Here is a 12,320-nt window from a genome sequence, read left to right as displayed (position 1 = left end):
ATAACAGGGTGAAGGTGGCGGCTTAAAAAACGAAAAAAGCATCAATAAGAAGAAAAAAGCATAACCGGAAAATAATACCCAGCGCTCCCTGCCCGATTCTTTTCGAAACGTGTAGGCTGGAGAAAAACCCAGACGAGAGCCCGTAAGAATGGAAATTATTGAAGCGGACGAACAGCACGTCCCTGAGATGCAAAAAATTTATGCCTGGCACGTTAAACACGGTACCGCATCGTTTGAAACGCAGCCGCCTTCTGTGGATGAAATGGCCGTGCGCCTGAAGAAAATCAAAGACGCCGGGCTGCTCTGGCTGGTGGTTTTGCACGAAGGGGAAGTGAAAGGCTATTGCTACCTCGGGCGATATCGCGAGCGTTACGCGTACCGGCATACGCTGGAGGATTCTATTTATATCGATCCCGGTTTTCAGAAACGCGGTGCAGGAAAAGCCTTGCTGCGCCGCGCGGTTGACTGGGCAGAAATGCACGGCTATCGCCAGCTGATTGGTAATGTTGGCGACAGCCAGAATCAGGCGTCCATTCACCTGCATCTGGCGGCCGGTTTCAGCGTCACCGGCACCCTGAAATCCGTCGGTTTTAAACACGGGCGCTGGCTGGATACCGTTTTTATGCAGCGCCCGTTAGGCGACAGCGACCAGACGCCGCCGGAATAACGCCCTTCAGAGCCCGACCGCGTCACCGGGCGCGGGGGCTAATTTTTCGCCGGCGGTTTTGCGCGTCGCACTGCCGCCCCACACTTCCTGATAGTCGTAACCGGTCAGATCCTTGATCACTTTCTGGCATTCCGGCGTGCAATCATTCAGGTCACCGCCAAGTTTAAGGCGCGCGACTTCTTTGATCAGCGTTTTATGCGTGTCCCGCGTCAGCTTAAATTTAAAGGTCATATAGAAACTGACGGCCAGCAAAATGCCGGTCGCAAAGACCATCAGCCCGATAATTGCGTGCAGCGCGCTTTCCGGCTGCATACCCTGCCCTTTAACGAAACCGTTTTCTTCCAGCACCACGCCAATCAGCATAATCGCCAGCGCGACCGTGCTTTTTCTCGTTAATACCATCACACCGGCAAATATCCCTTCGCGGCGTTTTTTGGTGACAATTTCATCTACGTCCGGAATAAAGCTGTAGATATTCCACGGAATATAATAAAGCCCGGCACGTGCGAAACCGAATATGGCAAAGACCGCCGAAAACAGCAGCAGGGAAACCTCCATTTCGGTGATATAAACATAAAACAGGAAAGCCAGCACGCAGAATATAATACCGTACGCCAGCCGCAGCGCACCCGACGGCGACATATTTAATTTTTCAAGCAACATCATAAATATAAACGTCGAAGGTACAGAAGCCAGCGCCGCCACGCTTAAATATCCTGAAACCGACGAGGCATTTTGATGTAACCCGTAAACCACATAATAGGTGAATACGGCACCAAAAACATCCAGTGCGGTAAACGAAAAAATATAGATAATAATATGCTGGCGGAACATGCGTATTCTGAACGAGGAAAAGAGGTCTGATACCAGGCTTTTTAAATGATGCCACAAACTGCCACCACCGGTGGCGACCGGCTCCGGTTCAAACTCTTCCCGCACGTCTTTCGCTTCCCACGTACACATCCAGGTGGTGAATACCGCCACGCAGAAAATACAGGCGAAAATAATACCGGTGTAGGTGTACGTCAGGGAATTATCTTTGCCGGTGAACTGCATCAGAATGCCCGGAATCGACACCGCCAGCAGGCCACCGAGCTGGGAACAAATCATGCGAACGCCCGAAAGACGGGTGCGTTCGCTGAACCGGTTGGTCATTTCCGCCGACAGCGTTTCCCACGGCACCAGCACCATCGCGGACAGCAATTCGATAGAAAGATAGGTCCCGAGGTAGTACCAGTAGCTCATATCGGTGACCCAAACCAGCGCGTAAAGAAACATCAGTGGTGCGCTGATCAGCAGGAAAAACCTGCGCCGCCCGAATTTTTTCCCCAGCCAGGTGTTGCCAAAGTTATCGGTGATATAGCCCATAATCGGGCTTAATATCGCATCGATAACGCGGGCGATGGCAAAAATAGAACCGGCTTCAAAAACAGATAATCCGCAGTAGGTGGTATAAAAGAATAATAGCCAGGTCCCAATAACGGCAAATGCGCCGCCACCAAATAAATCCGTTACGCCATAGCCTATAGCGGTGCCATAACCGACTCTTCGTTCAGTTGGTTTCATTTTTATTATCCTGTGGATGTAGGGTGATTATTACTATTATTTTTCGGTAAGCATTATCCATTTCCGCAACTGAGATGACCGGTAAATCGCCCCGACAATATTCAGGGAGGTTTCAGCGTCATAAATATCGGTATAGTTTTTATTTTGGGTATTAAGGGTATTCCCTGAGTCACGAACTGACTGGTAAAAATTAAACACCGCCTGACGATGGCTGTCGCCCCAGTAGCTTTTAGCATTGCCCGACGGGTTTTCATCACTGATTAACGGCGTTTTATTTTCCCCGTCAATCAGCCAGAGCGTGTTGTGATACAGCTGCAACAGCCCTTTTTCGCAATGGATTTCCAGCAGCAGCGGGGAATCCGTGCTGTGGCAGTTGGTCGCATAAAACAGCCCGCGCGCGCCGTTGCCGAGTTTAAAACTGGCCATCGCGGTATCTTCATTTTCGGTGAGTTCGCTGAGAAAGCTGCTTTCCACCACGCCTTTCACCGCCAGCACGCCGCAGCCAAACCACTGCATAAGATCCAGCGTATGGATGGCCTGGTTGATCAGCAAACTGCCGCCTTCCGTTTCGAAACGTCCGCGCCACGCGCTTTCGGTGTAATACGCACCGCCGCGTGACCATGTCAGCACAGCTTTGATACTGAGCATTTTGCCGAGCTGCCCGCTTTCGAGCAGCGCTTTAATTTCACGGCTCGACGGGTTCAGGCGGTTCTGATAACAGACACCCAGCCGGGCGTCCGTTTCCGTTGTGGCGCGTTTGATGGCGGCGACTTCCCCGGCGTTGAGCGCCACAGGTTTTTCCGTGAACACATGCTTTCCGGCAGCCAGTGCGGCAAGAATCGCTTCCTGATGCAGATGATGCGGCAGACAGATATGCACGACATCAATCTGCGGATCGCGCAGCATTTCATGATAATCGGCATAAAAATCACAGTGATACTGCTGCGCCAGCGCACGCCCTTTTTCAACATCAATTTCCGCAATCGCCCGCAGCGTGATTGCGGGCGCCTGTTCTATCGCCGCCACATGGCATGAATGGATGGATCCGCAACCGATGACAGCAGCATTCATCATTTTCATCATGCCCCCGTTTCACGTGTCCCGTTCGCCAGCATCTGCGCCCGCACGCAAAGCTCGGCGGCTTTAAACGCATGCTCCTGCGTCATGGCGTTTTCAGTGCGGTTCAGACAATCGAGGATCAGTTGCCCGAAGAACGGGAAGCCGACCTTTCCAGAAACCGGATAACGGAATTCGCCGTCCTGATTCACCAGATACACCACGTCCTGCTCGCCGCGTGTGATATCGACATATTTGCGCACCTCAACGTAACCTTCGGTGCCCAGCAGCGTCAGACGCCCGTCGCCCCAGGTGCTGAGCCCTTCCGGTGTAAACCAGTCGCAGCGGAAATACCCGCGCGCGCCATTTTCACCTTCCAGCATCGTGTCGCCGAAATCTTCAAAGTTCGGGTATTGCGAATGGTTGAAATTCAGCGCCTGCGCCGCGACCACGCGTGCATTGCTGTTGCCGGTATAAAACAGAAACTGCTCAATCTGATGACTGCCGATGTCGCACAGGATCCCACCAAATTTCTCCCTTTCGTAAAACCAGTCAGGACGCCCTTCGCCCTCGCGGTGCGGGCCGGTACCGAGCGTCTGAACCACGCGCCCAATCGCCCCTTCCTGCACCAGTTGCCCGGCAAATACTGCGCTTTCCACATGCAGACGCTCACTGTAATACACCGCATATTTACGCCCGGTTTTTGCCGCTTTTTCTTTTGCAGCCGCCAGTTGTTCCAGCGTGGTAAGCGGCGCCTTGTCGGTGAAATAATCCTTTCCGGCGTCCATCACTTTCAGCCCAAGCGCGCAGCGTTCCGACGGGATGCCCGCACCGGCCACCAGCTGCACTTCTTTATCGTCGAGGATAGCTTCCAGCGATGGCGCGACCGTCACCTGCGGATACTGACTGACGAACTTCGCCACTTTTGCCGGGTCCGGATCGTAAACCCATTTCAGGCTGGCACCGGCTTCAATCAGCCCGTTGCACATGCCGTAAATATGCCCGTGATGGAGCGCGGCGGCGGCAATCACAAATTCGCCCGGCTTCACCACCGGCTGCGGTTTCCCGACCGGCGCATAATTCATTCCGTCTTTGTTGCTCATGTTTACGCTCCAATATCCATGTCTTTACCCAGCGGGATGGCGTCTTCGTTGGCGAAATTCTCCACAGAAGCCGATTTCTCGTAAAAGTGCGGTGCCCGCGAAACCAGCCCGCCGGTTTGATAAAACGGATCCGACGGCGCAATCGGCAAGGTTACGATGCTGCGGGTGATGGCCGATTTATAAATTGCGGCGATGAGTTCCAGCGAACGCTTACCCTGAACGCCGTCGATAAGCGGCGCGGTATGCGTTTCAAGCGCAGTGAGGAAGTTGTCGATCTGGCCGGTGTGCAGCGTATGTGTCAGTTTGGGCACTGAGCGGTAAATATCGTCGAGACGGTTTTCGCGTGCGGTGTCGCGCTCATCCACCGGAAAACCGTTCGGCGCAGAAATACTGGCGAATTTATCCCACGGCGCGGAAACCCGTGCTTTATCGCCCTGAATGACAATCTTCTGATCTTCACCGTGATGCACCACGGAGGCCGTCAGCTGCGTCAGCGCGCCGGAATCATATTTGAAAATGGCCGCCGAAAGGTCTTCCACTTCGGCATTATCGTGGGCAGCGTTAGTGATCATCGACACCACTTCGGAAGGGAAACCGAGCATCCACTGAATGGCGTCAATGTGGTGAACCGCGTGATTGAGCGTGCAGCCCCCCGCCTCTTTTTCCCAGGTTCCGCGCCACCACAAATCGTAATAGGAATGGCCGCGCCACCAGAATGAATCCACCTGCGCGTGGCAAACTTTGCCCGCCTCGCCGGAATCGAGTACCTGTTTCAGCCGCCAGAACGCATCGGTAAAACGGTTTTGCGCTATGATGGACAGAGTTTTCCCGCTTTCCTGCGCGGCGCGGATCATCGCGTCGCACTCCTGCAAAGAAGCGGCCATCGGTTTTTCGCACAGCACATGCTTTCCGGCGTTCAGCGCATCAATGGAGATTTCGGCATGCACATACGGCGGCGTGCAGACGTCAAAAACATCAATGCCGAGGTCATCGAGAATGTCCTGATGACTGGCATAAACCTTCGCGTTAACCAGCCCGTAATGCCGTTTTTTTTCTTCCGCTTTCTCCGGATAAATATCCACCAGCGCGACCACCTGGCAGCGATCGGCAAACTGCAAATATCCCTGAATATGGTTGTGTGAAATATTACCCGTACCAATAATCGCTATTTTAAGCATTATTTTACTCCCGACAAAAACCAAAGGGCGGCCGTCACCTTGCTGAATTTATTAGTCATTCAGGGCAGGTAAATACGATATTTTTTCTCTAACGTTGTTATTCAGGAGAGTAGTAACGACTTTTTTTTCCAACAACTGCTATTTGTGACAGGAATTGCAGTGCGCTATTTTTTATTCGCTATGATGATGAATAGCTGATTGATTACAGACAGTTAGTCGTGGCAATAAGTCCATCTCTCAATGAGGCGTTGATCACAGAATGACGGGAAAATTAAAAATCAGGCAAATTGCGGAGCTCACCGGGCTTTCTCCGAGCACTGTTTCCCGTGTTCTGGCGGGTAAAGCGAATGTCAGCCCGCAGGCAAAAGAAAAAGTATTTACCCATGCAAGAACCATGGGTATTTTGCGCGACATTCCCGCCAGCCGTTTGTTAATGAATACCTTGTTAATTTGCGCGCCGCCTGCGGCATTTTCCCCGCATGAAGACCTCTATTATTACGAAGCCATTCAGGAAATTACTGCCGAAGTGGCACGCTTTGATATTCACATTCGTAAATGTGCGTTGTCGGTAAACGATCCCGATATCGCGGTCTTTATGCAGGCGCTGAATCAGTCCGACGTGGACGGCGTCGTTATCATCGGAATTGATGATGTGATGCTTTACCGTCTGGCAGCGGAATCGAATAAACCGGTGGTGATGCTGAACGCGAAAGACAGCGAAATGCGCCTTGATTGCGTGTCAGCGGATCACTATTCCATCGGTTATTGCGCGGCGAATTTCCTTTTTCAGAAAGGCCACCGGCCAGTGTTGCTGTTCACTGACTTGCGGCGTGAAACTATGATGCAAAGGCTGGACGGCTTCAAACGCGCCTGTCTTGAGCATCACGTCATTTTTGACGAAGCGACACATCTGCTGATCAATCACGGTAATGGCAAAGAACAGGCGCGCAAAAGTTTTGATAAATACCTGAAAGAGCGCAAACGCGAATGCCTGCCGTCGGCCATTATTTGCGGCAGCACACCGATTGCGCACGCCACCGTGGATGCTTTGCGGGATCAGGGCATCCAGGTGCCGGAAGACATTTCCGTCATGAGCATGGATTTCGAGCATGACATGAAGCTCACCTCCCCGATGAATTTCACCTCCGTCCTTCTGCCCTGCCGCGAGCTGGGCAGCGAAGCGGTGTATATCCTGCAAAGCCGTCTGACGCGGCCTTCCGGCGCGAAATTTAACCTGCTGTTGCAGGGGAAAATCCACAACGGGTTATCGGTGGCTGACGTGAAGTGGAAACGGAAGGGGTTGTATCCTCAGCCGCTGGGATCATGAATTTTTTCTCACTCGCCGTGAGGGGCTGATCGAGAAAGTTTCGGTTTCTCAATCACAGTGATCACTTAACGCGCTGCGCCGAAACCGACCAAAGAGGGGCTAGACGGCCCCCTCTTTGGAATCTCCGCGTCTTTTTTACTCCGCGCTGCCGCTGGGACGATGGACATGTTCTGGCACATCTGCCTGTGGCGCGAAATCCTGCCGCTGCGCGGTACCTTCCCTACGGGCTTCGAGCCTTGCGGTCTCGCACCCTCGGTCAGCAAAATTTCTGAGCGCGCCATCTCACCATTCAAAAGAATCGATTCTGATGCTTCTTCGTTTTTCAAAATAATGAATGGCATGGCAAGGTTGCGAACTATTAGCCTCTGGCCGCTTTCAAAACGACGTTGAGCGAGCGGTGAGAAACGGCGAGAGTCTGTTTTCGAGCTGGTTCGAACCCGAAGCGAAAGTACCGCGTAGCGGCGGCGTTTGCGGCACTCGCCGGAGTGGCTGAAACATAGCCAGCAAGCGGCAGCGCGCAGTTAAGGAGCCCGGGATCCTCAAGGGGCGCGGCGATAGGCGCTCCTTGAGGCCAGTTTGGGTGGCAACCCAAGGTCTTGATTTTGAAATGAAGCCAGTTTGGGTAGCAACCAACGTCTTGCTGGAACAAACCCATTAAAATGTTACGATTAGCGCCGTCACCGGCCCCCTATCTCCGAGATCGTCATGAACAAACTCACTGCTTCTGTTTCAGAATCCATTACCCGCGATTTAGCCCTGCGCATTATTCGCGGTGAACTGGCCGTCGGGTTACCGATCCCGGGGGAAAATGAGCTGGCGCAGCAGTATGAGGCGTCGCGAACGTCGGTGCGAAATGCGCTTCAGGTGCTCGGGGCGAAAGGCATGTTACTGATCCAGGCCAAGCGACGCAGTATTGTTACGCCGCGCGAACAGTGGAGTTTTCTGGATGCCGAAGTGTTGTCGTGGCTTGAAGATGTCGGTATCGAATCGGAACTGGTGGAACAACTGATGCTCACGCGCCTGATTTTTGAGCCAGATGTCGCGGCCATGGCGGCGCTCAATGCTACCGGTCATGACCTGGCTGCGATTGAAGATGCGCTGGCGACCATGCAGTCCGGCCAGAAAAACAATTCTGCCGCTGAATTCGAACAAGGCGACCTGGCGTTTCACACTGCCGTTTTGCAGTCGTGCCATAACCCGTTTCTGGCGTCGGTCGGTAACGCGCTGTCGGCGGCCATGCTCCTGTCATTCAAACAAACCCTCGAAGCTGACCTGCAACTCACGCAGGAAGCCGTGCAGCAGCATCGCGATTTGCTGGAAGCGATCCGCCTTAAACAGGCTGATTCCGCGCGTAAATGTATGCGTCATATCCTGCTGAGCGCCGCCCATAAACATATCTGGCGCGAAATCCCCGAAAAGTATCAGCACTTCTTTTAACGATCTTTTTTATCCCCGTTAGCTAACTTTCGATCTCCCTCACAGTTATAAGGTCTTTTTTTCTTCATCATTCTTGTCATACAAGATTTTACTGGTTGTAACTCAAGAATGAAAAATCACTGGATTTCCATCGACTGGGGAACCTCGAATTTTCGGGCGTTCCTGATGAAAGAACATCAATGCCTCGACACAGTCAGTGCGCCTTGCGGCCTGCTGCATGTGCCCGACCGTCAGTTTGCCGCCGCACTTAAACCGCTGATCGGCAACTGGCTGGCGGCGTATCCGCAACCGCCTCTGCTGATGGCGGGCATGGTCGGCTCGCAGCAGGGCTGGCAGGAAGTCCCGTATGTCACGCTGCCCGCCGGTTCGCGGCAGCTGGCGCAATGTACCGTCTCGCTGAAAACACCCTGGGGAAGCCCGTGCCAGATTGTTGCGGGCGTGAGCGGGAAGAATGAATTCGGTTTACCCGACGTCATGCGCGGCGAAGAAATTCAGCTGATCGGGCTGGCAGCGCTGCGCCATGATCCGCAAAACAGCCAGTACGTGATCCTGCCCGGTACGCACAGCAAACACGCCGAACTGCATAACGGTGAGATCCGGCAGTTCAGCACGTTCATGACCGGCGAGATTTATTCGGTGATGCTCAGCCATTCACTGCTTGGGCGTGATGTACCAGAATCGCCAGAAGATCCCCAGGCTTTTGCTCTTGGCGTCACTTACGCACAGCGCGCACCACACCTGAGTAATGCACTGTTTTCAGCCCGCACTTTGCGGCTGAACGGCGTGCTCACTCCCGCACAGGTCGCCAGCTATCTTTCTGGTTTACTGATTGGCGCAGAATTACACGCCGTTGCGCGTAAAGAAGCCTGGATCGTCGGTTCGCCCGCCTTAACGGAACGCTATACCCGCGCTGCTAAACAGCTCGGGATCACCCTCACTTCTGCCGACGGCAATGCGTGCTTCATTCAGGGCATGACGCAGATTTATCAGTGTCTTCACGGAGAATCGTCATGAATTATCTGAATTTTTCCCGCCGCTGGCAGGAATGCACGTTGCCGCTAATTGCTATTTTGCGCGGCATCACGCCGGAGGAAGCGCAGGGTGTGGCGCAAACGTTGCTCGAATGCGGTTTTACCTATCTGGAAGTGCCGCTCAACAGCCCGCGTCCGCTGGAATCCATCGCCATCATGGCGAAAACCACCGGCCAGCGCGGCTTTGTCGGCGCAGGAACTGTGCTGACAGAACATCAGGTGCATCAGGCCGCGGAGGCTGGTGGGCAGCTGATTATCTCTCCGAACATGGAACCGTCGGTGATCCGCGCCACGACAGAACTCGGGCTGCTGAGTTTGCCGGGTATTGCTACGCCGGGCGAAGCTTTTACGGCGCTGCGCGCAGGAGCCAGTGCACTGAAATTTTTCCCTGCCGAATTAATTACGCCCGCCGTGCTTAAAGCGATGCGCGCGGTTTTACCGGCAGAAGCGGTTTGCCTGCCGGTTGGCGGCGTGAATACCGATGCCGGGCAAATGCGTGCCTATCTGCAAGCGGGCGCAAACGGATTCGGTCTGGGCGGCGGGCTGTATCAGCCCGGAATTACACTTTCTGCCCTTCGCGAACGGGCGCTGGCGTATCAGGCGGCATGGCAGCTGGCGGCGCAAAAATGAAAAACTCTCTGTCGAAAAACTCTGCGCTGAAAAATTTATCGATTATCAGCGATTACCGTGCTGAGCTGGGCGAAACGCCGGTCTGGTGTTTCAGCTCACAGTCGCTGATTTGGGTCGATATCGTGCAGCGTCGGTTACTGCGTTACTGGCCGGAACAGGACGACCGTTTTGAAATCCATACCTTACCTTCTGTGTGCAGCGCGGTGTTGCTGACCGACCGGCCGGAGCATTTTTTACTCGTCACCGGCGAAGGGATCCTGCTGTATGACTATCACAGCATGACTCACTACCCGCTGTGCGGCTGGCCGGAAACCGCCGCCACGCGCCCAAACGAAGCGGCGGTCGCGCCGGACGGTTCCGTGTGGTTCAGCACCGTAGATATCACCGCCGCCCGCGCCATCGGCGGCTGGTATCGCTTCGCCACTGGCGATGCGCAGCCGGTGAAAATGCTCGGCGATCAGCATGTGCCTAACACGCTGGTCTGGCACGGCGGCCACGCCTGGTTCATCGATACTTTTGCGCACTGCTTTTACCAAAGCCCGGCCCGCCTTATCACGCATCCGACGCTGCGCACCTGGCCTTTGCCAGACGATGTTTTTGCCGACGGCTCCGCCGTAACCCGCACCGGCCTGTTGCTCAATGCCCGCTGGGGCGGGGCTTGTCTGGCGGCTTATCAGCTTAATGATTATGCCCCGCAATTTCTCACGACGCTTCCTTTGCCCGTCATGCAGCCGTCGAGCTGCGCTTTCGGCGGCAGGAATTTTCAGGATTTGTATATCACTTCGGCGCGCGACGGGCTCAGAACACCGTCCGCCACGGATGGCGCTTTGCTGCGCTACGAAACGCCCTACACCGGACAGCGAGCCTCCCTGTTCACCCTGTAAAACACCATAAAAATCAAAACAACCTCAAAGGTGACTTATGACGACGAATATCATTCCCCGGGCGGTGCCGCACACCAACCGGCAGACCCTGCTGGTCTGTTTATTGGCCGCGCTGGCGGGCCTGCTGTTCGGGCTGGACATGGGCGTGATCGCGGGCGCGTTACCGTTTCTGGCGCAGGAATTTGGCCTGAGCAGCCATCAGCAGGAAATGGTGGTCAGCGTGATGATGCTCGGCGCGGCGCTCGGAGCGCTGTGCAGCGGCCCGTTGTGTACGCGCATTGGTCGCAAAAAAACGTTACTGATCGGCGCCGCGCTGTTCGTCGCAGGCTCCGTCGGCTGTGCCTTTGCGCCTGATTTGCAGATCCTGATCGTCTCGCGTTTCCTGCTGGGTGCTGCGGTCGGCGTGGCCTCATTTGTCGCGCCGCTTTATCTTTCTGAAATCGCACCCGAACACATCCGTGGCAGCATGATTTCCCTTTATCAGCTGATGATTACCATCGGCATTCTGGCGGCATTTCTTTCTGATACGGCGTTCAGCCAGAGCGGAAACTGGCGCTGGATGCTGGGCATCATTACGTTCCCGGCGCTGATTCTGTTTGCCGGTGTTTTAACGCTGCCCGAAAGCCCGCGCTGGCTGATGATGAAAAACAAAAGTGAGCTGGCGGAAAAAGTGCTGCTGTTGCTGCGTTCAACAAAATCCGAAGCGCACATCGAACTGGAAGCCATCCGCCAGAGCGTGCAGATGAAACAACGCGGCTGGCAGTTATTCCGCGCTAACAGCAATTTCCGCCGCACCACCTGTCTCGGCGTTCTGTTGCAGTTCATGCAGCAGTTCACCGGCATGACCGTCATCATGTATTACGCCCCGAAAATCTTCGCGATTGCCGGTTTTGCTTCCACACAACAGCAAATGTGGGGAACGGTAATTGCCGGATTAACCAACGTGCTGGCGACCTTTATCGCCATCGGTCTGGTTGATCGCTGGGGGCGCAAACCGATTCTCAAACTCGGTTTCAGCGTAATGGCAATTTGTATGGCGCTGATGGGCTGGATGTTCTTCACCGGCATCACCAGCCTGACCCAGCAATATGTCGCCGTCACCTTACTGCTAATTTTCATCGTCGGATTTGCCATGAGCGCCGGCCCGCTGATCTGGGTGTTGTGCTCTGAAATCCAGCCGCTGGCAGGCCGCGATTTTGGCGTCACCTGCTCCACGATGGCGAACTGGATTGCCAACATGATCATCGGCGCGACATTCCTGACGCTCATCGACACCGTCGGCAGCGCGGGCACGTTCTGGCTTTACGCCGCACTTAACGTCGTCTGCATCGTCCTGACCCTGCTCTTCGTTCCTGAAACCAAAAGTATCTCACTGGAAAACATCGAAAAAAATCTCATGGCCGGTTTACCGCTGAGAAGCATCGGCAATCAGCGCTGATCC

At 54.4% G+C, this 12,320-nt stretch carries 10 protein-coding genes and 1 pseudogene; 7 read left to right on the top strand and 4 right to left on the bottom strand.

Going from position 1 to position 12,320, the window contains the following annotated elements; genetic code table 11:
* Positions 1 to 145: 145 nt before the first annotated feature.
* Positions 146 to 667 (top strand): annotated as a pseudogene (locus tag ACLBVC_RS06240) (N-acetyltransferase family protein); the annotation flags it as partial.
* A 6-nt stretch (positions 668 to 673) separates the two neighbouring features.
* Here the strand turns inward: ACLBVC_RS06240 and ACLBVC_RS06235 are convergent.
* Genes ACLBVC_RS06235 through ACLBVC_RS06220 form a run of 4 tightly spaced genes read right to left on the bottom strand, consistent with a single transcriptional unit; the run spans position 674 to position 5,570 of the window.
* The gene (locus ACLBVC_RS06235) at positions 674 to 2,233 is read right to left on the bottom strand and encodes an MFS transporter (protein ID WP_410148918.1); all 1,560 of its coding nucleotides are present in this window, start codon (positions 2,231 to 2,233) and stop codon (positions 674 to 676) included.
* A gap of 36 nt (positions 2,234 to 2,269) precedes the next feature.
* Positions 2,270 to 3,313, bottom strand: coding sequence for a Gfo/Idh/MocA family protein (locus ACLBVC_RS06230; RefSeq protein WP_410148917.1), 1,044 nt, complete (start codon positions 3,311 to 3,313; stop codon positions 2,270 to 2,272).
* Positions 3,313 to 4,392 carry a Gfo/Idh/MocA family protein gene (locus ACLBVC_RS06225; protein ID WP_410148916.1) on the bottom strand — a complete coding sequence of 360 codons (1,080 nt, stop codon included), beginning with the start codon at positions 4,390 to 4,392 and terminating at the stop codon, positions 3,313 to 3,315. The genes ACLBVC_RS06230 and ACLBVC_RS06225 overlap by 1 nt, the downstream gene beginning before the upstream one ends.
* A 2-nt stretch (positions 4,393 to 4,394) precedes the next feature.
* The gene (locus ACLBVC_RS06220) at positions 4,395 to 5,570 is read right to left on the bottom strand and encodes a Gfo/Idh/MocA family protein (RefSeq protein WP_410148915.1); all 1,176 of its coding nucleotides are present in this window, start codon (positions 5,568 to 5,570) and stop codon (positions 4,395 to 4,397) included.
* Between the two features lie 259 nt (positions 5,571 to 5,829).
* Between ACLBVC_RS06220 and ACLBVC_RS06215 the strand changes: the two genes are divergently transcribed.
* The 6 genes from ACLBVC_RS06215 to ACLBVC_RS06190 all read left to right on the top strand — a co-directional run bounded on the left by ACLBVC_RS06215 (position 5,830) and on the right by ACLBVC_RS06190 (position 12,317).
* On the top strand, positions 5,830 to 6,897 hold the full coding sequence (locus ACLBVC_RS06215) for a LacI family DNA-binding transcriptional regulator (RefSeq protein WP_410148914.1): 1,068 nt from the start codon (positions 5,830 to 5,832) through the stop codon (positions 6,895 to 6,897).
* A gap of 705 nt (positions 6,898 to 7,602) precedes the next feature.
* Complete coding sequence (locus tag ACLBVC_RS06210; RefSeq protein WP_218520865.1) at positions 7,603 to 8,334, top strand: FadR/GntR family transcriptional regulator; 732 nt, start codon at positions 7,603 to 7,605, stop codon at positions 8,332 to 8,334.
* Positions 8,335 to 8,442: 108 nt separating this feature from the next.
* Entirely contained in the window at positions 8,443 to 9,348 is a 906-nt protein-coding gene (locus ACLBVC_RS06205) for a 2-dehydro-3-deoxygalactonokinase (RefSeq protein ID WP_410148913.1), read from the top strand.
* Positions 9,345 to 9,995, top strand: coding sequence for a 2-dehydro-3-deoxy-6-phosphogalactonate aldolase (locus tag ACLBVC_RS06200; RefSeq protein ID WP_410148912.1), 651 nt, complete (start codon positions 9,345 to 9,347; stop codon positions 9,993 to 9,995). Before ACLBVC_RS06205 ends, ACLBVC_RS06200 begins: the two co-directional genes overlap by 4 nt.
* Positions 9,992 to 10,879 (top strand): SMP-30/gluconolactonase/LRE family protein, encoded by an 888-nt coding sequence (locus ACLBVC_RS06195; RefSeq protein WP_410148911.1) that lies wholly within the window; start codon positions 9,992 to 9,994, stop codon positions 10,877 to 10,879. Before ACLBVC_RS06200 ends, ACLBVC_RS06195 begins: the two co-directional genes overlap by 4 nt.
* Positions 10,880 to 10,916: 37 nt before the next feature.
* Positions 10,917 to 12,317, top strand: a complete 1,401-nt coding sequence (locus ACLBVC_RS06190) for a sugar porter family MFS transporter (protein ID WP_410148910.1) — start codon at positions 10,917 to 10,919, stop codon at positions 12,315 to 12,317.
* The last annotated feature ends 3 nt before the right edge of the window (positions 12,318 to 12,320 follow it).

The organism is Rahnella selenatireducens (assembly GCF_046449555.1).
In the GTDB taxonomy this organism is placed as follows: domain Bacteria; phylum Pseudomonadota; class Gammaproteobacteria; order Enterobacterales; family Enterobacteriaceae; genus Rahnella; species Rahnella selenatireducens.
This window is presented reverse-complemented; position numbering and strand designations above follow the sequence as displayed.